General features: G+C 40.1%; 23 protein-coding genes, 1 riboswitch and 2 other annotated features. Of the genes, 3 read left to right on the top strand and 20 right to left on the bottom strand.

Annotation, left to right across the window (positions count from 1 at the left end; genetic code table 11):
* Window positions 1–3: 3 nt before the first annotated feature.
* From rsmH to EKM98_RS02045, 3 genes are all read right to left on the bottom strand, one after another.
* On the bottom strand, window positions 4–954 hold the full coding sequence (gene rsmH / locus EKM98_RS02055) for a 16S rRNA (cytosine(1402)-N(4))-methyltransferase RsmH (protein ID WP_125980228.1): 951 nt from the start codon (window positions 952–954) through the stop codon (window positions 4–6).
* Window positions 955–972: 18 nt separating this feature from the next.
* Window positions 973–1,404, bottom strand: coding sequence for a division/cell wall cluster transcriptional repressor MraZ (gene mraZ / locus EKM98_RS02050; RefSeq protein ID WP_125980226.1), 432 nt, complete (start codon window positions 1,402–1,404; stop codon window positions 973–975).
* 277 nt (window positions 1,405–1,681) lie between these two features.
* Entirely contained in the window at window positions 1,682–2,023 is a 342-nt protein-coding gene (locus EKM98_RS02045) for a DUF3397 family protein (RefSeq protein WP_125980224.1), read from the bottom strand.
* 102 nt (window positions 2,024–2,125) lie between these two features.
* Here EKM98_RS02045 and EKM98_RS02040 point away from each other — a divergent pair, with 102 nt between their 5' ends.
* Window positions 2,126–3,079: a magnesium transporter CorA family protein gene (locus EKM98_RS02040; RefSeq protein ID WP_125980222.1), complete on the top strand. Its 954-nt coding sequence runs from the start codon at window positions 2,126–2,128 to the stop codon at window positions 3,077–3,079.
* 66 nt (window positions 3,080–3,145) lie between these two features.
* Window positions 3,146–3,262, top strand: coding sequence for a DUF4044 domain-containing protein (locus EKM98_RS02035; protein WP_075168894.1), 117 nt, complete (start codon window positions 3,146–3,148; stop codon window positions 3,260–3,262).
* A 137-nt stretch (window positions 3,263–3,399) separates the two neighbouring features.
* Here the strand turns inward: EKM98_RS02035 and thiT are convergent, their stop codons facing one another.
* Window positions 3,400–3,999, bottom strand: a complete 600-nt coding sequence (thiT, locus tag EKM98_RS02030; RefSeq protein WP_125980220.1) for an energy-coupled thiamine transporter ThiT — start codon at window positions 3,997–3,999, stop codon at window positions 3,400–3,402.
* A 44-nt stretch (window positions 4,000–4,043) separates the two neighbouring features.
* A riboswitch (TPP riboswitch) is annotated at window positions 4,044–4,143 on the bottom strand.
* A gap of 159 nt (window positions 4,144–4,302) precedes the next feature.
* Here thiT and EKM98_RS02025 point away from each other — a divergent pair.
* Window positions 4,303–5,664 carry an aspartate kinase gene (locus EKM98_RS02025; RefSeq protein WP_125980218.1) on the top strand — a complete coding sequence of 454 codons (1,362 nt, stop codon included), beginning with the start codon at window positions 4,303–4,305 and terminating at the stop codon, window positions 5,662–5,664.
* 81 nt (window positions 5,665–5,745) lie between these two features.
* Here the strand turns inward: EKM98_RS02025 and EKM98_RS02020 are convergent, their stop codons facing one another.
* The 16 genes from EKM98_RS02020 to ezrA all read right to left on the bottom strand — a co-directional run bounded on the left by EKM98_RS02020 (window position 5,746) and on the right by ezrA (window position 23,432).
* Entirely contained in the window at window positions 5,746–6,588 is an 843-nt protein-coding gene (locus EKM98_RS02020) for an amino acid ABC transporter substrate-binding protein (RefSeq protein ID WP_125980216.1), read from the bottom strand.
* 12 nt (window positions 6,589–6,600) lie between these two features.
* Complete coding sequence (locus EKM98_RS02015; protein ID WP_125980214.1) at window positions 6,601–7,233, bottom strand: amino acid ABC transporter ATP-binding protein; 633 nt, start codon at window positions 7,231–7,233, stop codon at window positions 6,601–6,603.
* A gap of 12 nt (window positions 7,234–7,245) precedes the next feature.
* Window positions 7,246–7,905 carry an amino acid ABC transporter permease gene (locus EKM98_RS02010; protein ID WP_068224876.1) on the bottom strand — a complete coding sequence of 220 codons (660 nt, stop codon included), beginning with the start codon at window positions 7,903–7,905 and terminating at the stop codon, window positions 7,246–7,248.
* Between the two features lie 174 nt (window positions 7,906–8,079).
* Window positions 8,080–8,310: a binding site (T-box leader), on the bottom strand.
* A gap of 50 nt (window positions 8,311–8,360) precedes the next feature.
* Window positions 8,361–9,167 (bottom strand): septum site-determining protein MinD, encoded by an 807-nt coding sequence (gene minD / locus EKM98_RS02005; protein ID WP_068224878.1) that lies wholly within the window; start codon window positions 9,165–9,167, stop codon window positions 8,361–8,363.
* 2 nt (window positions 9,168–9,169) lie between these two features.
* Window positions 9,170–9,841, bottom strand: a complete 672-nt coding sequence (locus tag EKM98_RS02000; RefSeq protein ID WP_125980213.1) for a septum site-determining protein MinC — start codon at window positions 9,839–9,841, stop codon at window positions 9,170–9,172.
* 58 nt (window positions 9,842–9,899) lie between these two features.
* Complete coding sequence (mreD, locus tag EKM98_RS01995) at window positions 9,900–10,424, bottom strand: rod shape-determining protein MreD (RefSeq protein ID WP_068224882.1); 525 nt, start codon at window positions 10,422–10,424, stop codon at window positions 9,900–9,902.
* A gap of 2 nt (window positions 10,425–10,426) precedes the next feature.
* Window positions 10,427–11,287 carry a rod shape-determining protein MreC gene (mreC, locus tag EKM98_RS01990; RefSeq protein ID WP_125980211.1) on the bottom strand — a complete coding sequence of 287 codons (861 nt, stop codon included), beginning with the start codon at window positions 11,285–11,287 and terminating at the stop codon, window positions 10,427–10,429.
* A 60-nt stretch (window positions 11,288–11,347) separates the two neighbouring features.
* Entirely contained in the window at window positions 11,348–12,352 is a 1,005-nt protein-coding gene (locus EKM98_RS01985) for a rod shape-determining protein (protein ID WP_068224884.1), read from the bottom strand.
* 296 nt (window positions 12,353–12,648) lie between these two features.
* Complete coding sequence (locus EKM98_RS01980; RefSeq protein ID WP_068224886.1) at window positions 12,649–12,849, bottom strand: cold-shock protein; 201 nt, start codon at window positions 12,847–12,849, stop codon at window positions 12,649–12,651.
* Between the two features lie 155 nt (window positions 12,850–13,004).
* Complete coding sequence (gene radC / locus EKM98_RS01975) at window positions 13,005–13,673, bottom strand: RadC family protein (RefSeq protein WP_125980209.1); 669 nt, start codon at window positions 13,671–13,673, stop codon at window positions 13,005–13,007.
* A gap of 38 nt (window positions 13,674–13,711) precedes the next feature.
* Window positions 13,712–14,371 carry an HAD family hydrolase gene (locus EKM98_RS01970; RefSeq protein WP_125980207.1) on the bottom strand — a complete coding sequence of 220 codons (660 nt, stop codon included), beginning with the start codon at window positions 14,369–14,371 and terminating at the stop codon, window positions 13,712–13,714.
* Window positions 14,372–14,383: 12 nt separating this feature from the next.
* Complete coding sequence (locus tag EKM98_RS01965; RefSeq protein ID WP_125980205.1) at window positions 14,384–15,685, bottom strand: bifunctional folylpolyglutamate synthase/dihydrofolate synthase; 1,302 nt, start codon at window positions 15,683–15,685, stop codon at window positions 14,384–14,386.
* 389 nt (window positions 15,686–16,074) lie between these two features.
* The gene (locus tag EKM98_RS01960; protein WP_404802933.1) at window positions 16,075–18,720 is read right to left on the bottom strand and encodes a valine--tRNA ligase; all 2,646 of its coding nucleotides are present in this window, start codon (window positions 18,718–18,720) and stop codon (window positions 16,075–16,077) included.
* A 72-nt stretch (window positions 18,721–18,792) separates the two neighbouring features.
* Window positions 18,793–19,006, bottom strand: a binding site (T-box leader).
* 136 nt (window positions 19,007–19,142) lie between these two features.
* Window positions 19,143–20,360, bottom strand: coding sequence for a tRNA uracil 4-sulfurtransferase ThiI (gene thiI, locus EKM98_RS01955; RefSeq protein ID WP_125980202.1), 1,218 nt, complete (start codon window positions 20,358–20,360; stop codon window positions 19,143–19,145).
* Window positions 20,361–20,381: 21 nt separating this feature from the next.
* Entirely contained in the window at window positions 20,382–21,530 is a 1,149-nt protein-coding gene (locus tag EKM98_RS01950) for a cysteine desulfurase family protein (protein WP_125980200.1), read from the bottom strand.
* A 186-nt stretch (window positions 21,531–21,716) separates the two neighbouring features.
* On the bottom strand, window positions 21,717–23,432 hold the full coding sequence (ezrA, locus tag EKM98_RS01945) for a septation ring formation regulator EzrA (RefSeq protein WP_125980198.1): 1,716 nt from the start codon (window positions 23,430–23,432) through the stop codon (window positions 21,717–21,719).
* Between the last annotated feature and the right edge of the window lie 89 nt (window positions 23,433–23,521).

Raw genomic sequence — 23,521 nt, 5'->3', positions numbered from 1 at the left:
CGTTTATTTTTGTACTTGTTTTTCTGCTACACGCAACTGTGCACTTCTTGAACGCCGATTCTTTTCTATTTCCGTGGCCGTTGGTAAGATTGGCTTTTTGGCAATGATTTTAAGTTCGGCCTGTTCCCCGGCACCCATAATTGGCAAGCCACGAGGAATTTCTGGTGTCCGCGCATGATCACGAAAAATGGTTCTAACCAAACGATCTTCTAATGATTGGAACGTAATAACCGCAATCCGGCCATTAACGTTTAACAGATTAATTGCTGCCTCAAGTGATTCTTCAGCAGCACCTAACTCATCATTAACAGCAATGCGGATTGCCTGAAACGTTCGCTTAGCTGGATGACCACCCTTTCGCCGAGCAGCGGCTGGAATTGCGTGTTTCACAATTTCTGCCAGCTGAGTGGTTGTTTCAATGGGCGTCTCTGTACGATCACGTTCAATTGCTCGTGCAACCCGCTTAGCAAACTTGTCCTCACCGTAACGATAAAGGATTCGCTCTAAGTCAGCGTAAGGCCAATCATTAACAATCTCGCGGGCCGTTAAAGCGGCACTTTGGTCCATGCGCATATCTAACGGCGCCGTTAGCTTATAACTAAACCCCCGCGCAGCTTCATCAAATTGTGGTGAAGAAACACCTAAATCATAAATAATACCATCAATCCGCTTTACTTGATGTTGGGCCAGGGCCGGACCTAAATTACGAAAATTATCCTTAATAAAAGTTACTTGACCGCTGGTAACGTAAGGTGCCAACCGTTCTTTTCCATTGGTAATGGCCTCTTCATCTTGATCAAAAGCAAATAAATGACCGTTCTTAGCTAACTTAGAAAGAATCAATTCACTGTGTCCGCCACCGCCCAACGTTGCATCAACGTAAACACCATTGGGCTTAAGCTGCAGGCTAGCAACCGTTTCATTTAATAAAACTGTTTCATGCGTAAAGGCCATTCTAATTACTCCTAAAAATTAAAAGTCAAAATCCAATAAATTCTCGGCAATATCATCAAAATTCTCTTCGGCGTCATCACTAAACTGTTCCCACTTAGTTTCATCCCAAACTTCGATTCGGTTAGAAACTCCAATTAGAACACATTGCTTAGTTAGGCCCGCATGCTTGGTTAGCGCCTGCGGAATATTAATTCGGCCTTGTTTATCAAGTGTACATTCCGTTGCTGCAGAATAGAGGAAACGGACAAAGGCACGGGCATCTTTCTTAGTTAATGGCAATTTTCCTAATTTTCCTTCTAAAATTTGCCACTCATTCATTGGGTACCCAAATAGGCAACCATCCATACCACGTGTAAGAATGAAATTTGTCCCTAAACCATCACGAAATTTCGCTGGAATAATTAATCGTCCCTTTTGATCAATCGTATGATGAAATTCGCCCATGAACATTGCCTTCACCTCTATTTGTGCACAAATTTAGTCTACCACATCCCCCCACTTTCTACCATACCCATACCTAAAATTGTTAAATCCACTGTTAATAGGGCCTAACACTCATTTTTGGCCAAATAAAAACTTCTTTTTAAACAAATTTAAGCAATAATTAGCAAACTTAATCATTGCCCCCACCACTAACAAACGCCTAAAAAGCATTTACTGGCCTTTTCAATAACCTAAAAAAATAAGACCCCCGCTGAAAACACGGGGAATCTTATTTGAATACGTTTTACCTTATTAGTAATAACACTAGACAACCTAAATAGCCGATGAGACCGAAAACGAACACTAGGCGCCACCAAAATTTAAAAAAAGTTCGGTAAATAATTTCGCCTCGCTGGACAGCCAAAAAGATTGCCGCAAAAATGCCGACCAACATGACCAAGATGACAATTAAACTAGTGGCGGCGTAATTTAGTTGCAACTTAATCACTCGCTCACAGGCTATTAACAAGAAAGGTGTCATTAAATCAATCGGATTAAGCCGTACCTGTGGTAATAAGTGGTGAACGACCAAGCCGAACATTAAGGCAACTTCCGGCAAAATGAGAATAATTATTGTTACCATCATCAACCTACTTTCTAGCTATAATTTTACCGTTGTTTTTCTTAACGTAAAGTCTTTTCTTGAATAGTTAGTTATAATGGTAAAAAGAACCAAGGAGGGTTACCAATGATTGAACGTTTTTATACAGCCACTGATGGCACGTTAAGACCAACCACCACTTTACAAAAAAACTGCTGGCTACACGTTGAGGCGCCAACACCTGCAGAAGTTGAAAGCTTAGTTGACCACTTTTCCGTCCCCCGCGATTACTTAACCGCCGTTTTGGATGACCGTGAAAATCCCCGTGCTGAGGGAATTGACCAAGCAACTGATGAAAAACCAGCCTTAATCTTACTCCATTTTCCCCACGAAACAATTAGCCCTTTAGGCTACCGTGAACTAACAACCTACCCTTTTGCAATCATTTTAACGCCGCAAGCACTAATTACCGTAACTAATCGTCCAGCGTTATTTGTCCAGGACTTTATTGTTCGTAAGGCGTACCACGTTAATACTAATGAACACGAAAACTTTGCGCTACATTTGTTATGGTATATCTGTCACAGTTACGTTAGTTACTTAGAACAAATTGGCAGTGAAATGGCGCACCTTGAAAAATCTCTATCAGTTGCCAGTGGTAACAATGAGCTTTACCAGCTAACCGCCATGCAAAAGAGTCTAATTCAATTTCAAATTGCCTTAAAACGTAATCAACATTTATTAAATGAACTACAAACAACCAATTTCTATTTTGAAAGTGATCCATTTTCAGAGTTGCTCCAAGACGTTATGATTGAAAGCGATCAGGCCCAAACGATGACTTTCCGTCAAAAATCCATTCTCGATGAATACAATAATATGGTATCATCTGTTGTCTCCAATAACCTCAATATTATTATGAAAGTTTTAACATCAATCACAATTATCTTAACAATTCCAACAATAATCGGTGGTATTTATGGGATGAACGTTAAACTTCCTGGTGCCGCCTTTGCCCATGCCTTTAGCCTAATCATGCTGATTACCTTAATCATTTGCTGGCTATCAGGCTATTGGCTACGAAAGCGAAATTTCTTTTAATCGATTGCATTCTAGGGCTAAACACGTTAAACTGTTGGTAAAATTAAGCTATGAGGTGGGACCTAAATGAAAAAAGAAACCAGTACATTTACAAAGTTGACGAAAGTTATTATTTGGATCATGCTTTTTGCAACCGTTGGCGGTGTCGTTCTTGGCGCGGTCGGTTCACTAGGCTTATTATAATTAGCTTTTAGTTTATCTGATTAAAAATAATGATTTAAGTGGTACAGCAAAGGGATTACAGCAAGCGTTAACGCTTGCTGTAATCCCTTAATTTGTGCCTTCAAATAATTGAAATGACAACGAATACGTAATAACGATTAATTAGCACCGGTAAAAGCCTTAAAAGTATCCCGTGGTGAGAATAGTCGTGCTGAAGCCCTAGCCAATAGAACAATTAAAACACCAGATAAAATTGTGTTGGCTAAAGCACTTCCGCCATTAACGGCCAAGGAGTAAAGCCATGGATTCATTCCTTTAGGTGCGTATGAACCCCAGTAGATGACACCGGCTAAGAAATGACAGAAATACTTAATGATTACACCTAGTAACGTGTACCCCAGTGCAATACCAATAATACGATTATGTGCCTGAGCAATAATGGCACGTCGTAGTGGCGCTGCTCCCAAACCAATCAAGCCAACAACACTAAAGGCAACGGGGTATTCTAAAACGCCTTGTAGTGGGTTCAAGAATCCACCATCACCAAAGCCCCGTAAAAATAGATCTAACAATCCCCAAACTAAGCCTGTTGCCAGTCCCGCTTTGGCCCCACGACGCAGGCTAAAAATTGCAACTGGAATTACACCGTACGATAAATTAACCCAAGGTCCAACAGAATGTGGCAAATACTCTAAGGCCATCGCCATTGCCGCAATAATCGCACCTTCTACCCAAATATGTAACCGTCGATCTGACATAAAAAAATCCTCCCTTAGATTAAAAAACAAACCACAAGAGGGGGATACCAAATAGCCACAAATTCCTTCGCATGTACTAACATAACAGGTTCTAAGGGTCTGAACGAATCACTCTCAGCCAAAAAGGCTCCCCTCTGTGGTGTTGCTTTATTTAATTATTAAACCGCTTTTATGATATTGCTTAGCAGATCGTTTGTCAACTAAAATAACTAATCGGATTCTAATCCCAATTGCGTTTCTTATGAGTTTTTGCTATGCTAATACTAATTTTATTTTAACATTAGGGAAAGAAGTGGATTGGTTGTGAAAGTCGCAAAATTTGGGGGTAGCTCGCTAGCCACAAGCACGCAGCTCCAAAAAGTCATTAACATCATCCGGGCAGATAGTAAACGAAAGGTAATTGTTGTTTCGGCGCCTGGTAAACGTTTTTCTGGTGACCAAAAAGTAACCGATCTATTAATTAAATACGCACAGTTGGTTCTCGCAAAAGAGCCCGTTACTGAAGTTCAGCAACAAATCTTAGCCCGCTATCAAGAAATTGCCACTGGCTTTGACTTACCAGCAAGTGAGTTTCAGCCAATTAGTGAGCACATCTTAAATTTACCCAACCAAACTTATAAAAATGATGCCTACTTGTTGGATGCCTTTAAAGCGGCCGGTGAAGATAATAACGCCAAATTGATTGCTGCCATTTTGAACCATTTAGGTGTCCCTAGTCACTACCTCAGTCCAAGTGAATCTGGTCTAGTTGTTAGTGATCAGCCTGGGGATGCCCAAGTGCTGGAAGAAAGCTACGCAAAACTAGCCACTTTTAAAAAAAGCAAGACAACACTTGTTATTCCCGGATTTTTTGGTTACACCGAAAACGGTGATATCTGCACTTTTTCACGCGGTGGTTCCGATATTACCGGTGCCATCTTCAGTCGTGCCTTTAAGGCTGAGTTGTACGAGAATTTTACGGACGTTAACGCAATTTATGCTGCAGATCCGCATATTGTCCCGAACCCTGAACCAATTGATCATCTCACCTTTCGTGAAATGCGTGAACTGTCTTACGCTGGCTTCTCTGTTTTTCACGACGAAGCATTGATTCCTGCAATTGAAGGTGGGATCTCCGTACGCGTAAAGAACACGAATCAGCCAACAAAACCTGGTACGCTAATTTCCGCACGTAAAATCTATGATGCCAAAAAACCAATTTCTGGAATTGCAAGTGACGCCGGATTTTTAGGTATTTATATTCGCAAATACCTCATGAATAAACAAGTTGGTTTTGTTGCAACTATTTTGCAAATCTTGGCCAAACATCACGTCAGTTTTGAACATATCCCTTCTGGAATTGATGATCTCACCGTCATCATTCGGGAAAGTGAACTGACACCGGAGCTTGAGCCAAAAGTATTGCATGATATTCGTGAAGCCATTCATCCAGACGATCTACGAATCATTCATAACTACGCTTTGGTTATGATTGTTGGTGAAGGCATTCAGGATCATATCGGAATGATGGCCAAGGCAACCAATAGTATCGCTCAATCCGGGGTCTCTATCGTTACCCTTGACCACGGTGCTTCACCCGTTTCAATTATGTTTGGTGTTCGTGAAAAAGACGCTCAGAACACTGTTCGCGGTTTATACAAAACATTCTTTAAAGCAGATAAATAAAAGCAATTAAAAAGTGACCCTAAGGCTGCAATAAGCAGTCTTAGAGTCACTTTTTAATTAGCAAACAAACTTGGTCGTTTCTTAATTACCGTAGTTCGCAGGATTAATGGTGTCATCCTCGCCAAACCACTTACGACTAATCTTAGCGATTGTCCCATCCTTATATAAAACTCGCAGTGAGGCGTTAATTTTCTTTTGCATTGTTTTATCAGACTTACGCATTCCTACCGCAAAGTTTTCCGGCGCAAAATTACCTTGGGTGACTTGATAATCTTTTCGGTTTGCTTGGTGAGCAATATAATAATTAGCGTAAACGCGGTCAATTAACATACCTTGAATTCGACCAGCATTTAAATCAATAAAGGCCTCATTAAAGGTATCGTACAAAACTGGCGTTTGCTTATGAATGTACTGTTTTAATAGTTTGGGATTACTTTCAAGACTACTGTAACCAGATGAGCCCGTTTGCACACCCAATTCTTTTTCCTTCATTTGTTGAAAACTATTGATATTATTTTTCTTCAAGGTGACAAGAATTTGCTTGTTTTGCAAATAATCATCTGAAAAACGCACCACACGTTTACGTTCTGGCGTAACGGTGTAACCATTCCAGATTAAATCGATAGTGTGGTTTCGTAATTCAGTGGCATTCATTGACCAATCAATTGTTTGAAAATCAACTTTGATACCGTAACGTTTGAAAACTGCCCGGGCCAAATCAATATCAAAGCCCTTTAGTTGACCATCCTTAGCCCGAAAACCCATTGGTACAAAACTATCATCAAGCCCAACGACAACTCGTTTGTTTTGTTTAATGGTTGACCAACTATCAGTTGTCATTTTCTTTTGGGAACAACCACTTAAACCAGCCAACGAAAAAAGCATCAGGAGACCCAGGATAACTATACTTACTCGTTTACGCATATCTCCTACCTCCTATAGTGCTTCAACCCGTTTAATATTATCAGCAATTTGCTTGGCAAAATCCAAATCATGGGTAACGACTAATTGTGTCATCCCATCAGTCTTCAATCCTAAAATCATCTTTTCGACTTCTTGCCGTAAATCAGGATCTAAGGCACTTGTTGGTTCGTCATAACAAAGAATTCGAGGTTGCATTGCTAATGCTCGTGCTAACGCAACTCGTTGTTTCTGGCCGCCAGATAACTGATAAGGATAAAGCTGCTCTTTACCGTCTAACCCCAAGCGCTTCAGCAAATCCAACGCCTGTTTACGTGCCGCATCCTTATCCTTTTTTAAGGCCAGCATTGGTGCCAAAGTAATATTTTCTAAAACGTTTAAATTCGGGAAAAGCTGAAAGTCCTGAAAAACAACCCCGGTAACACTGTCATTGTCACGATTGATGTAGGGATCAAATGGCTTACCATCCAACTGTATTTCACCAGAATCAATTCGTTCTAGGCCACTAATACAACGTAAAAGTGTCGTTTTACCAGCACCTGATGGACCAACAATTGCTAAGATTTCGCCTTGATTAACTGTTAAATTAAAATCATTTAAAATTGTTTTTCGTCCATAACGTTTTGATACTTGTTTAAGCTCTAACATTTAGGCCACCCCCTATTTAAAATAACTGTAGTGATTCTCAACTCGTTGTTGGATAAACGTTAAAACTGCCGTCAACAATAAGTAAATAATGCCAACTAAAAGCAACGGTAACAAGGTAACATCCCGCGACGTTGCAACATTACCTGCTCGGAGTAAATCACCCAGTCCAATAACGTAAACTAACGAAGAATCTTTCACTAAATTAATGACTTCATTACCAATAGATGGTAAAACAATCTTCATAACTTGGGGTAAGACAATTTTTCGAATTGTTTGCCAGTAAGTTAGCCTTAAAACCCGTGCGCTTTCATACTGCCCACGATCAATCGATTGAAGGCCACCACGAAAGATTTCGGCAAAGTAGGCGGCGTAATTAATGATAAAAGCGAATAAGGCCGCGTTGTAACGTTGAAAAACAATTCCAATAATTGGTAGGCCGTAGAAAACAACGATTAACTGTAATAACAGCGGCGTCCCCCGCATAATCCAAACGTAAATTCCCAGTAAATCCTTTAGTGGTTTAAAGTGAGAAGCACGTCCTAATCCAACAATAATCCCCAACGGAATGGCCCCAATTAAGGTAAAAATAAAAATTGATAATGTCATTTGAACGCCTGACAATAATGATGGCATGATTTGCATTGCGTAGTGCCACTGACCAGCTAAATTCATAATATTCCCTCCTCATAATTAACGGTAATAAAAAAGCCCTCGAAAACAGTCTCTGCTTTCGAGGACGAGTTAACGCGATTCCACCCCAATTCGTGATTACTTCACAATAATCACCTCAAATAGTTGCCAATAAACACTGAAAAATAAAAAAGTCCCCTTAACATCAAACGATGCTAAGAGGACGAAAATTATCGCGGTTCCACCTCAAGTTCGTAACTAGCTCACACCAGTTACCTCAAGTAGTTTATTAGTAACTACAGCTATAACGGGCTTATCCCGTACTTGCTTACTATCTTCAGCAGGTAAACTCCCAGATGTGTTTTCACCACCAATAGTCATTTCTTTACACCAACCAGAAACTCTCTACAGAACTATCAGGGTTACTTATCCGTTCACTGTTTTTATATTATGAGAATAACATTAGCAGTATTTAATCTAACTGTCAACTCAAAATATTAATTGTGACTTTTTTTATGACCAAATAATCGTTGCCAGAAGCCAACTTTCTCTTCTTTGATGGACATCAAAGGAACAGTCTCCCCTAAAATTCGTCGGGCAATATTGCGGTACCCCTTGCTGGCTAAATTCTTAGGATCTAAAACAACTGGGTCCCCGTGATTAGAGCTAGAAATGACACCATCATCGTCAAGTACAATTCCTAATAGTGAAATTGATAAATGTTTGGTGATCTCATCAATATCCATAACTTCTCCGTCGTCCATCATGTGTGTCCGAATTCGATTGATAATCAATCGTGGTTCTTGTTTCATTTCCTTTTGCTCCAACAAGCCAACCACACGATCAGCATCACGCACAGCTGAGATCTCGGGAGTCGTTACAACAATGGCACCATCAGCCCCGGCAATAGCATTTTGGAATCCCTGTTCAATGCCGGCTGGGCAATCTAGAATAATGAAATCAAACTCATCCTTTAATTCATCTACTATTGCTTTAACTTCATCGGGTAATAATGCATCCTTATCCGTGTTTTGAGCGGCTGGTAATAAATATAAATTATCCTCAAACCGTTTATCCTTAACTAAAGCCTGGTGGAGCTTTGCACGACCACGGGCAACGTCAACAATATCATAAATAATTCGGTTTTCTAGGCCCAAAACAACATCTAGGTTACGTAACCCAATATCTAAATCCATTAAACAAACACGCTTGTCTAACAATGCTAAAGCAGTTCCGATATTAGCACTGGAAGTTGTTTTACCCACACCACCTTTGCCTGATGTGATTACAATTGCCGTTCCCATAATTATGCCTCCCCAATCTTATTGTACAGTCGTGGTCGAATTGCTTTCAGATTATCCAAGGTTGAATAGTCCAACAAATGTAAATCATTAATGTACGCAACCGAACGACCATCAAAATGTCGTTCTTCATCCGCAATAATGCCCACACTACCAGAAATACGAACCTGAAAAGCATCAGTTAAATCTCCGACAATCAAAGCATCTTCATTATCTGGGAACCCCGCCTGAACAACACCTTCACAAACACCCAACAGGAAAATACTGCCAGTTGCTTTTAAAATACCGCCATTATGTATCTGACCAATAAAGAGCACGTCACCTTCAACGTCAACCTCTTGGCCACTACGAATAATTGCACGATTTAAATGCACGTTATCTTGTTGTTTCCAATTTTGTGCAGCCTGGTGTGTCATAACACTGGCCTCAATTGTTGTTACTTGAAATTGAGGGTACTGTTCAATCAAGGCGTAAATTTGCTGTTGCTGTTTTTCCGTTAACAACCGATTTTCGGTTTTAATCGTAAAATTTATAATTTTATTATCTGGTACCTTTTTTTCCTGATTTAAACGAACAAATAAATCAGTCAATTCCGTCATAATCCCTGAAATTGCGCTATCTTGTTTTAACGTAATCTGATAACCATCCTGACGGCCTTTTAAAATGACATCTTGCATCCTGCCACTCCCCATTTTAAAACAATTTTCTTGATTTCAAATAATTCCAAATTTAACTTTAAACTGTTGTTCCACCTAATTTTAGCAATAACTGTCTTAAAGGAAAATAGAGAATTACAAAGTACACTAAATTTAGCAGTAGAGTTGGACCTAAAACATCCGGAATAAAGTTAGCCAAAGTAGCCGTTGTTAGTCCCATGAAACGGTTCATACCGTAAACAAAGCTTTCTAAAATCGTTAATTCAATTAAATAAATAGCCCCAATTGCGATCGCTGTAGGTGTAAAATAAACCCGAATTTGTCGTGTTAGATAGACAATTAAAGGAAATAAAAACGTATATACGCCTAAAATACCAGTATAGAAACTATCATAGAACAAACCGATAATAAACGCCCATAATAATAAATGTTTCATATCCGGCAAGAAAAAGGAAACTAACACTAAACCTAATAATACCAACCGACTAATCATAACATCTGGGTAATTATAAAAATGGCTAGTAAAAATAGTACTCAAACTACCATCAAATAACATCAATCCAAAAAGCAGTACTGGTACCCAAATCTGAATTTTTGATCGCATTATTAATCCCCCTTAATCTGGCGATTAATAACCGTAACAACCGTGAAATTATTTAAATTAGTAGCTGGTTCAATCCCAACAGACAAAGCTAGACCATAATCATCATGCTTAATCGAATTAACCTTCCCAATGAAAAGCCCCCGTGGTGTTAAACCACCTAAGCCAGAAGTCTCGACAGTATCACCCTTGGCGACTTTTGCGTTGGAATTCAACTGGGTCATCGTAATTTGTCTTGTTCGACCATTATAACCAGAAATAACACCGTTAACTGTCCCGCCATTTTTAGTCGTAATTTCAGCTGCAAAACGATTAGAAGTCTGACTATCAGTACTAATCAGTTGAACCTTAGAATTAGTTTTATTGACTTCGACTACCCGACCGATTAATCCTGAGCCCGCCATTACTGGCATATCTTTTTTAATTCCATTAATTTGACCACGATTTATAATAACGTAGTTTTGCCAACTTGCTGGCGAACGTGTTAAAACGGCGGCGGAAATTTGGCTATAATCCGTCAAAGTTTTATTAAGTTTCAGCTGCTTTTTTAATTCTTTATTTTCGTGTTGTAACGTTTGGTTTTGAATTTTGGTTTGCGCTAAATCATCAACTTGCGTTTTTAATTGCGCATTTTCCTGATAAGTATTAATTAATGTTCCCACCGAAGTAAATCCGTCCTTGATTCCATTAGTTGGAACCGCGACAACGTGGTCCAAAACACCAACAACATCATTCCCAAATTGTTGAACCAGGGGTGGCGTCTTCCGATTATTACGAACAGTAACCGAATACGCCATGAGGCCCATACTGATAATGATTGCAATCATGACAATAATTAATTTTCGGTTTGAAAAAAACTTCTGCATTGGTTTACCCCCATAAAATCGACATGAAGAAGGCGGGAATCTTTTCCCGCCTAGTTTCGGCTAACGTTTCTTCATCACATCAATATTTTTAAGTGATTCACCGGTTCCAATTGCAACACAATCCAATGGGTCTTGTGCAATAAAGACTGGCACCTTAGTTTCATCAGCAATAACTTCTGGCAAGTGCTTCAATAAAGCCCCACCACCAGTTAATACAATGCCGTGGTCGATGACGTCCGCCGCAATTTCTGGTGAAGTCTCTTCTAGGGTTTCTTTAATTGCCACAATGATCTCTGCAACAACCTCTTGAATCGCCTTAGCAATATCAACAGCGCTCACTTCAACTGTCTTTGGCAAACCAGAAATCAGATCGCGCCCTCGAACAGTAATATTATCACCCTTGGCAGCCTTCTCAACAGAAGCCGAGCCGACTTGAACCTTAACATCTTCGGCAGTTCGTTCACCAACTAATAGATTAAAGTTTTGCCGAATATAATAAATAACGGCCTCATCAATTTTATCACCAGCCATCCGAATCGAACGACTTGAAACAATTCCGCCTAAAGAAATTGTGGCAACATCCGTCGTCCCACCACCAATATCGACAACCATACTACCAGTTGGATCCATTACTGGCAGCCCGGCCCCAATTGCGGCGGCAAATGGTTCTTCAATTACATAGGCATCACGGGCACCAGCCACGCGAGTTGCATCGATCACTGCCCGCTTTTCAACCTCAGTTACGCCACTTGGCACACAAACCATCACGTAAGGCTTGCCATTTGAGCGTCCTAAAGCCTTTTCCATAAAATATTTCATCATGGCTGCGGTTGTATCGTAATCAGCAATGACACCATCTTTCATCGGCCGAATGGCAACAATACTGCCTGGTGTTCTACCGATCATATCACGTGCTTCCGTACCAACGGCAACAACATCGCCCGTCTTTGTATTCTTAGCAACGACTGACGGTTCACGGAGTACGATTCCTTTACCGTCAATGTAAACTAATGTATTGGCAGTACCAAGGTCGATCCCTAGATTTTTTGTTCCTAATCCGAACACAATATTCTCTCCTTCAATGATCGCTTAATTAGTGCATTCATTATTATCAATTTAGTATAAGTTAGTGGCATTATAACACACTTCAACCACCGATTGGTTCTTCACCTATGGTCTATCATACCGAATATTAGTAAGAATGATAAGCCCTTTTCAAAACTTAAAGCTTTTTTAGATAAAGCAAACGCTGCCATTTAAAAATTGATTAAAATTTAGTGCTAATCATGAAAAGCAACTTGCAATTTCACCTAAAAAAATAAGAGCCTAGGATTTACCCCAAGCTCTTAATCTAATCATCATTATGCTTTAACAACGTTAACTGCTTGTGGGCCGCGATCGCTTTCTTCAACATCAAAAGTTACTGCTTGGCCTTCATCAAGTGTCTTAAAACCTTCATCTTGAATGGCGGAGAAATGAACGAATACATCGCTGCCGTCTTCTCGTGAAATAAAACCAAAGCCCTTCTCGGGATTGAACCATTTAACTGTACCGTGTTCCATAGTATAAAATCCTCCTCGTGCCAATAAGACACTATAAATTTGTAATTCCGATTGGTACGATGGGGAAAGCCCTACTAATGAAACTTCGATCCACTACCTAATAAGAATACAAATTAAGTTTACCATGCCAAATTTACAATAACAAGCGAACACGACTAAAGATCTCCCCGTTCTTTCAGGCTTAAATAATCTTTTCCCACAATTAGGTGATCAAGCAGTTCAATTCCCATTAACTGACCACAATGAGCCATTCGCTGGCTAAACTTAATATCGTAACTGGACGGTTCTGTCTGCCCGCTGGGATGATTATGTACTAAGATAAAACGAGCCGCCGAAACATCAAGCGCCGGCGCCATAATTTCCCGAGGATGAGCAACTGATGAATTTAATGTTCCCGTAAAGATTGTTTTTTCTAATAGGATTTGATTTTTAGTATCTAAATACAAAACAATTAGTCGCTCTTGTGTTACTCCTGCTAATTTTTTAATCATTAATTCACCGATTTGTCTACTAGAAACAATGACTCCATAACGAAAAGTAGCCGCCTGACAAACCCGCTGACCAAGTTCAATTGCCGCCTTTAATAAAACTGCCTTTGTTACCCCAACACCCGTAACCGTTTGTAATTCGGCCGGGGTGGCCAACGTTAAAGTAGTTAAGTTAGGGTAACGACTCAAAAGTGTCGCGGCAACCATCATCACTGACTGCTGTTTCGTCCCTGTTCCTAATAAAATTGCCAATAACTGCTGGTTGGATAAAGTAGCCGCACTAGTTTGCAAGAGTTGTTCTCGCGGTCTAACCTCTAATTCTGTTTGTACTAACACTTGATCACGCTCCTTCTACAAAGGTAAAGTGCGTAATCTTAGCGGTTTATTTTTTTAAGGTAATCTTTTACCGCACCTAAATTAGGTAATACTGCAACGGCTTGTCGCTTCATTTCATCAGTTGGCTGAATCAAATCAGGAACAATTAAACAATCAATACTTGCCGCCTTGGCTGCTAACAAACCGTTCGCTGAATCTTCCAAGATCAAGACTTGTTCTTTAGGAAGCGCCAACTCAGTTTGGGCTTGTAAAAATAGGTCAGGTGCAGGCTTACCAGCTTTAACTTTATCAACGGAAACAATCTTTGAAAATCGGTCACTAATGCCGCCAGCAACTAAAAATTCATTAATTTTAGATTTGAAGTTACTGGAAGCAATAATTTTAGCAATTTTCTGTTGATCTAAATAATCCAGTAAGTCGTCTAAACCGGGCTTCTTTTTTAGGTGCCCGGTGCGAACTAATTCGTTTATTCTTTGATACGTTAGTTCCATGAAACGTTCAGTCTGTTCTTTACCGCCAAAGGCCTCATCAAAAAATGCCATCATGTCATCATCAGATGCCCCGATAAACCGCTCATAATAATCATCAGGAAATGGTAACTTCATTTCCTTGGCCGCCTCTATATTTGCTTGATTATAAAGCTTTTCTGAATCAAACATTAGACCATCCATATCAAAAATAATTCCGTGAACTACCATAGTAACCTCCTTTTAAACTTTAAAATACTGGCGAACTTCTGAAACAAAATACAGTGAGCCCGTTAATAAAATAACATCGTCCGTGGATGACTGTTGAACTACTGCTTGAAAAGCCTCCTGCCAGTGTTCAAAAATCGGTATTTCTTTGGTACTATCAACGGCTAATTCGGCCACGCTTTCAACTCGTGCACCTTGAAATTGTGTTAAAACAAGGTGCACATTCGGTAGCCCTTCTAGCAATTTAAGCATCGTTACGGTATCTTTATCCTTTAATGCAGCAAAAATTAAATAAATTTCTTGCCGGGCAAAATTCTGCCGTAAAGTTGTGGCCAAGGCCCGTACTGCGGGTTCGTTATGGGCACCATCTAAAATGATTAACGGCTCATCATTAATTTTTTCTAAACGGCCAGCCCAGATTGATTTGGCCAATCCGTGCCGGACACTGCGCTCTGTAACTTTTAAATTAGTTTCTTTAGCGAAAATTAAAAATGCCGCAATTGCCACTGCTGCATTATCAATTTGATAATCACCTAGCATTGGCAACACTAAATTTTTGATTACTTGTTGATCGCTAATAAAGTCAAAGGATTCCGCCCAGGTTGGTAATGTGTTGCGATTAATTGCTTTAAAGTCACCACCCAAACAACTTATTGGGCTGGCCAAACTAGCTGCTTTTTGCTTAATAACTGCCAACGGTTCGGCCGCAATATCACCAACAACGACTGGCCGCCGTTCTTTTATAATCCCAGCCTTATGCTTAGCAATTTTGGGGAGTGTATCCCCCAACAACGCCATATGATCATAACCAATTGTTGTAATCACTGAAACAATTGGTTTAACAACATTAGTCGCATCAGTCAGACCGCCAATACCAACTTCAATGATCGCAATATCAGGTTGTTTTTCAGCAAAATAAACCAGCATTAATAACGTAATAAATTCAAATTCAGTGATTTGATTGGTTGGATCAACGGCATCTAGTTCAGTTATTTTAGGACCAACTAAATTAACCAAATCTAAAAGTGCCTTATCACTAATGGGTTGGCCATTAAGACTAATCCGTTCATTAAAACGCATTAGAAATGGTGATGTAAAGGTTCCAACCGTCAATCCTTGTTCCTCTAAAAGACAACGTAAATCATTAACCACTGACCCTTTACCGTTTGTTCCGGCAACGTGGATCACTCGTAGTTTCTCTTCAGGATGCGAAAAAGCGGCCACAGCACGTTTAATTCGCTTTAAGCTACCCTCTTTATGCATTTTGGGGCGACTGTGAATTTTAGTTAAGGCCGCTTCGTATGTTTCTGCGTACATTATTTTGGCTCCTCTAATTCTGAATTAAGTTTAGTTTAACACGAGGCCAAGATAAAAGTCCTAACCGCTCACTATTTCCGAGCATTACGCTAGAACGGGCAGCAAAAGTCTTGGTGCACGGCCACCAATAACCATAGTGTGATTATTGAATTGGCCTATATAACGCAGCAACCCCAGAACCGACTTTTTGCCCCACTGCCGTAAATTTAAAGAAGTTGGCCGATAAAATAATTAAAAGTTATTTTAAAAAATATAAGAGGCTGGGACAAAAGTCCTGGCCTCCTACTATTTCTGAGCATTACGCTAGAACGGGCGCCAAAAGTCTAGGTTCACGTGCCTTACGCAGTAAACCCAAATCCGATTTTTGTCCCACCCCTTGAATAGAAGCATTACTTATTTGCTTTCAATTCATTAATTCGCTCATTAGTTGCAGTTAATTTATTCAAATAATCAGTGCGCTTTTCTCGTTGCACATTAACAACTTTTTCGGGAGCACTTTGAACAAAACGCTCATTACCCAATTTTTTATCGGCTCGATCAACTTCGGCCTGTAATTTTTTGGCTTCGCCTTGTAATCGGACAATTTCTTGATCAAGATCGATCAATTCTGCAAGTGGCACGTAGATTTCGGCGCCAGTTATGACCGCAGACATTGCCAATTTAGGCGATTTAACGTCGTCCCCAATTTGTAATTCCTTTGGATGAACAAAACGCTCAATATACTCACGATTGGCCTGATAAGTTTGTTCCGTGGCCTTATCGGTAGTCTTAATTAAGACATCGATTGGGCTGGATAACGGTGCATTCACTTCTGCACGAATATTTCGAACTGATCGGATTAAATCAATTAACCGTGACATTTCACTAACGGCCGCTTCATCAGCCAAATCAGCGTGTTCCACTGGATAGGCCGCAGTAACAATTGACTCACCATCATGTGGCATGTTCTGCCATAATTCTTCAGTAACAAATGGCATAATTGGGTGCATTAATTTTAAGGTTTGGTCGAGAACATAAGCAAGTGCGTGCCGTTTAGCAGATTTAGCAGCCTCATCAGTACCGTAAAGAACTTCCTTACTCATTTCAATGTACCAGTCACAAAGATCATTCCAAATAAAGTTATACAACAAACGACCAGCTTCGCCAAAATCAAAATCGTCAAACAGTCGTGTCACATCTTTAATGGTTGAATTTAGCCGACTCAAAATCCAGCGATCAGCCAAATCACGATCAGCCTTATCCGGCAAACTTGGCACAGTCATCTCACCAAGGTTCATGATCACAAAACGACTTGCATTCCAAATCTTATTAATGAAATTCCAGGCCGCATCCATTTTGTCGTAAGAAAAACGAATGTCCTGGCCTGGTGTTGAACCAGTGGTTAAGAACCAGCGTAAAGCATCCGCGCCATACTTCTCGATAACTTCCATTGGATCAATCCCATTACCTAATGACTTACTCATCTTGCGACCTTGTTCATCACGAATCAGGCCGTGAATCAAAACATTTTTAAACGGCCGTTGCCCTGTAAACTCGAGGCTTTGGAAAATCATCCGGGAAACCCAGAAAAAGATAATGTCGTAGCCGGTCACTAAAGTACTAGTTGGAAAATAACGTTTAAAATCGGCGGCATCTGTATCCGGCCAGCCCATCGTTGAAAATGGCCATAATGCGCTACTAAACCAAGTATCTAAAACATCAGGATCCTGTTCCCAATTTTCGGCATCTTCTGGCGCGTCCATCCCAACGTATGTTTCACCAGTTTGCTTATTATACCAAGCCGGAATTCGGTGGCCCCACCATAATTGGCGTGAGATGACCCAATCATGAACGTTATCCATCCACTGGGTAAAAGTATGTTCAAATCGTTCGGGAACAAAATTAACCTTCTGATCCCCAGTCTGATTCTTGAGGGCCGCCTCGGCTAATGGTTTCATTTTAACAAACCACTGCGTGGACAAACGAGCCTCAACTTGAACACCAGTCCGTTCTGAATGGCCAACACTATGAACAATTGGGTCAATCTTTAGCATGTAGTCCTGATCTTTTAGATCGGCCACCGTTGCCTTGCGTGCTTCAAAACGATCCATCCCCTCATACTTACCAGCATTTTCATTCATGCTGGCATCTTCGTTCATTGTGTTAATCCGTTTTAAATCATGACGATTACCAACTAAGAAATCGTTGGGATCATGTGCCGGTGTGATTTTAACCATCCCAGTTCCAAAATCCATATCAACGTATTGATCAGCAATAATTGGAATGTGCCGGCCTTGTAACGGCAAAATAACTTCACGGCCTACTAAATCCTTATAACGTTCATCTTTAGGATTTACAGCAACGGCAGTATCTCCAAACATTGTTTCTGGACGTGTGGTTGCAATTTCAATGTAGTGTTTGCCAGCAAAAGTGTACTCAGGATCAACAAATGGATATTTAACGTGGTAGAAGGCCCCTTGATCGTCCTTATGGATAACTTCAATATCGGATAATGCGGTCCGCGCCTGGGGATCCCAATTGATAATGTATTCCCCACGATAAATTAAGCCCTTTTTATACAAATTAACAAAGACCTTACGGACAGCCTTGGATAAACCATCATCCAAGGTAAAGCGTTCCCGGGAATAATCCACGGAAATGCCTAACTTGGCCCACTGTTGATGAATGATATCACCATATTCATGAACCCAGTTCCACACTTCTTTAATAAACTTTTCCCGTCCAAGATCGTAACGGGTGATACCTTTTTCACGTAAATGAGCTTCCACCTTGGCCTGAGTAGCAATGCCAGCGTGATCCATTCCTGGTAACCAAAGCACATCATAACCTTGCATCCGCTTTTGGCGAATAATCATATCCTGTAAAGTTGTATCCCAAGCGTGGCCAAGATGTAGCTTTCCAGTAACATTTGGCGGTGGAATGACAATTGAGTAAGGTTTTGCATCTGGATTGCCAGATGGTTTAAATAAATCTTCGCTGAGCCATTCATCGTACCGACCAGGCTCAACTTGTTGTGGATCATACTTCGTTGACATTTCTTTTTTATCAGCCAAATCCATCATCTCCTCGATAATTAAAAACTCAAACAAAAAAGCATTCATCCTAATTAATAGGACGAATGCTTAAATTCGCGGTACCACCTAAATTGCGCTATTGCGCCACTTCATCACGTTAACGAACTACTTGTCCGGTTAGATCTACTCACTTCAATCTAACAGCTCACAAGTTACCTTCACGTTTAAGTGGGTAAAGTCTCTCAGCCAATGAACTTTATCTCTTAGCCCCAAATTTAGACGTTACTTTCTTGCTCAATGCTTTGTTGTTACTGTAGCAAAAATTAATGAACAGGTCAATAGCCATAAGTCTGGGTTGGAAAACTATTTTGATTCGTATGCCATAACCAAATTAGACCAATCGTATTTAAAAAGCGACTTTCTGTGCTTATTCACAGACTTGCCTAAAGTAAATCAGCAATCTCTGCCTGATCCTGTTCCAAGAAATGCTGATCAGGTCTGATTTCACTAGTTTTAATTCCAGCAATTGAATCCGCCATTAAGCCTTCAACATCGATTAATTTCTCATAGTTTCTCGTTTTTTCCATGTTAGGGTGTGTCTTTGGTGCCGGTGGTGCAAAGATTGTACAGCAGTCCTCAAACGGCATAACTGACAAATCAAAGGTGTCAATGTCCTCAGCAATCTTAATAATCTCATTTTTGTCCATTGAAATAACGGGCCGTAAAATAGGTGTTGTAGTCACATCATTAATTGCGGCCATACTCTGCATTGTTTGCGAGGCCACTTGACCTAATGATTCACCGTTAAAGATGGCCAGACCGTGGTGCATCTCGCGAATCTTATCTGTAATTCGTAACATCATTCGCCGCTGAATGGTCATCAAATAACCTTCTGGTACCTTATTTTTAATCTCTTCTTGAATCTTTGTAAATGGTACTTCGATAAACTGAATACTTCCTGCATAAGGTGCAATTTTAGCAGTTAATTCTTTTGCCTTGGCCAACGCCTTTTCACTTGTGTACGGTGGACTAAAGAAGTGAACCATCTGCAAATCAACGCCCCGCTTCATTGCTAGGTAACCAGCAACTGGGGAATCAATCCCCCCAGATAGCATTAGCATGCCGCGGCCAGCCGTTCCAACTGGTAAACCACCAGCACCAAGGATTGTCTGACTTGAAAGGTAAATACCATCAAGTCGAACTTCAACGCGCAAGGTAATATCTGGTTTATGCATTTTTACCGTTAATTCAGGAATTGCATTTAAGATAACGTCACCTAAATCAGCGTTAATTTCGTTGGTATCCATTTCAAAATTATGGTCGGCCCGGCGAGTATTAACTTTAAACGTCGCACCTGGCTGAACTTGCTCTTTCAACATGGCAATCGCCATTTGGCGTACTGCATTCATATCACGTTCAACGCGAATCGTTGGCGAATAATTTTGAATACCAAAAACTAAACCCAATTTTGCCATAACTGCCTGACTATCTTCACCATTCAAAATGATGTGTAGCCGATCACGTTTAGCGTGAATTTGTAATGCCGGAAATGCCTGAAGTGCCTTCATCGTGTTACCAAATAACCGATTAATGAAATCACGGCGGTTTTTACCTTTGGTGGACAACTCGCCATAACGAACCATGATCTCTGTATATTGCATAATGTTCTTCCTTTCAGACTTTTAAGAATTTATAATTTCAAAACGATGATAGATTTGGTCAAAGGCTTGAATAAATGCGTCAGCCTCCGCCATTGTATTGTTTTCATCTAAACTAACCCGAACCGCACTGGTTGCAATCTTTTCTGGGACGTGCATTGCGGCCAACGTGCCCGAAATGGCGCCAGTTTTTGATGCGCAGGCGCTTGTCGTTGATAGATAGATATCATGATCTTCAAAGGCATGAACAACCGTTTCGCCACGAACTCCCTCAATTCCAAAACAAAGAATGTGTGGCGCAAAATCCTGACCGTCTTCTGAAAAAAGCGTCACTTTCGGTAACTGCTTAACGTGCTGATAAATCTTTTCCTTAATCGCACGTTGTTGGGCCACCTTGGCCGTCTCATTAGTTAATAACAGACGTAAGGCTTTCGCCATTCCAGCAATTGCGGGTAAATTTTCGGTGCCACTTCGCCAATTGCTTTCTTGACCACCACCAGTAAGTAAAGGTGCGATCATGCGGCCTTTCTTGGCGTAAATAAAGCCAGTTCCCCGTGGACCATGAAATTTATGTGCCGAAAAAGTTAAGAAATCAATCCGTGGCGTTTGCAGTAATGCTTCCAGCCCTTTGCCAATTGATTGCACAGCATCAACATGATAATGAATATTAGGGTAATCTTCCAAAATTGTGGCTGCTTCTTTGATTGGTTGGATGCTGCCAATTTCGTTATTAACTGCCATTATTGACACTAAAATGGTATCGGAACGAATAGCAGCTTTTAAATCGGCCGGATTAATAAAGCCCCGTTTATCTACGGGCAAATAGGTAACCTCAAAACCTAATTTTTCTAATTGTGCCATTGAATTTTTAATGGCAGGATGTTCAATCTCAGTTGTAATTAAATGCTTACCAAATTGATGCTTTTCGATTGCAGTCCCTTTAACCACCCAATTGTCGCCTTCGGTACCACCACTAGTAAAATATATTTCATCTGGTTTAACATTCATTAAACTAGCAATTTGTTTACGCGATTGGGTCAGCAAATTATCAGCCTTATTGCCGATAGCATGCAAACTTGATGGATTGCCGAAAAAATCTTCACTTACAGTTTGGTAAGTTTTCAAAACTTCCGGTGCAGCCGCCGTTGTTGCACTATTATCAAAATATATCATGTTGCCACTCTTCCTTTTTAACAAAATTCTTTCCCATTATAGCAGAATTAGCCTAAAGCACAACGGCTAACTAAAAATAAGTGATTCATTAAAGCTCCCATTCGCAGTGATAAATGGGCAATTAAAATGTGAGATAAGGGTAAATTGATGAGTCACACTCAAAAATTATTCCTTATCTCACATTATTTAATCTAATAAATCGTCTTGTTTGCTGCTGTAATAACTATCTTCAACTTTCTTGTAGCTACCAGGCTCAACTTTTTCTAACTCAGTTGCAATCGTTTCTAAGGCCTGCTTGTAATCATACTGCTGATTAAAGATCTGAAATGCTTGGTCACCGGCCTGAGCAACTTCGGCATGACTATGCCGGTAACGATTTGAATATTGTAAAAGTTGTTCTGTAAGTAGTGCGCTATCGATTAAATCGTTGGTTTCTTCTTTTAATTTATTAAGATCTTCTTGCGTCGCAATTAATTGTTTTGTAATATCGTCTAAATTAATTTTGACCTGATTAAGGTCATCGGCCAATTGATTTATCTCATCCGTTACAACAAAGAAGAAATCTAAGTATGCTTTTGCTAACCCGGGCAAACGTAATTTTTCAACTTGCCGTTTAATATTTCGGATTTCAAATTCAAAGGACTGTAAACTCTTTTGTGCTTCCTGCTCCCCTTTACGTAATCCTTGAACACTGGTATTAATCGCTTTTTGCTTCTCTTCAATGTTAGTTAGAACAGTAAAGGCATTTTTGAAATCATCTGCAACCATTGAGTAAACAGCCTTATGATCGGAAATTTTTTGACTGTTTTCGGCAAAATTAACCTCAATCTCATCAATCTGCTTCTTTAAATCTTCCGCGTCAGTAATTTCATTGTGGGTTAAATGATAACTTTGATCCAAATGATCTAATTCAATTAGTAATGCGTGGCTCTGCCGTTTGGCGTGCATTATAAATTCCTCTAGATCAGCTTGATCCTTCTCCACTTGTTGTCGCGCGGCCATTTCGGCCTCAATCACATCATAAAGGTGATCAATTCGCTGTTCAATGGCTTTATTACCGGCCTCAATCTTAGTTAAATCTAAAGTCGCAAAATCATCATTTGTTGTACTAATATCATGATCTAGCTGGTCCAATTCATTCGGAATATTAATATCATAAAAGGCGTAACGCTGTTGTGCAAGTTGTTCGTAACCACTTCTTAACTCACGAAGCTGATCGGGAAATTCTGTCTTGATCTCTTTATAGCGCGGGGGGATACGGGTCATTAAATCATTAAGCTCAGTTGTATCTTTATCTAATTGTTTCAAAACACCTTCAGCCTCAACATGATCGCCATGCTTAGCCAATTTAGCAAACTTATTGTGTGCGTCCTCTAAATAGCTTAATTTAGCCTCTAGCTGTTCGGTTGCCGTTCCAAACGCAAAACTCTTAGTTAATAATTGTTTGCGTAATTTTTGGTAGGTTGCCTCAAGTGCTTTTTCTTGCTCTTGATTCTTTTCTTGGCGCTTCTTTAATTGTTGAAAACCTGCTAAAATTTCATTAAGCTGTTGCCGCAGATCGTCAAGTTCTTGTTTCAAACCATTAATTAATTTTTGTGCCTCAAAAAAGTGGTAGTGATTATTGGCCGTTTCGGCAGCCAATAATTTCTGGTCCATCTTTGCAATCGAATCGTGGCTTAGCTTCTGATAAGCCTTTTCCCACTTCTGGAAAGCCGTCATACTCTGACCTGCAAGCTTCATCTTACGCACTTCATTAAGTGTTTGTTTCACCGGAATATCATTTAATGACTGTTCCTTTGTTTGTAATTGATCGATGGCTTTTGAATTACGGCGCTGGTATAAAATAACACTGACGTAAGCCAGTAGCGCAATAATAATAATGCCTATCAAGATATACTCCATCAATAAAACCCCCGTCACGTTTCGCCATTAAAGTTATTTGTCTTGCATTTGCCAATAATTATGGCTAAAATCTAATCTAAATTATAGCA

The organism is Loigolactobacillus iwatensis (assembly GCF_003950295.1).
Lineage (GTDB): Bacteria > Bacillota > Bacilli > Lactobacillales > Lactobacillaceae > Loigolactobacillus > Loigolactobacillus iwatensis.
The sequence above is the reverse complement of the archived record's forward strand: the minus strand, read 5'-3'. Positions and strand labels throughout refer to the sequence as shown.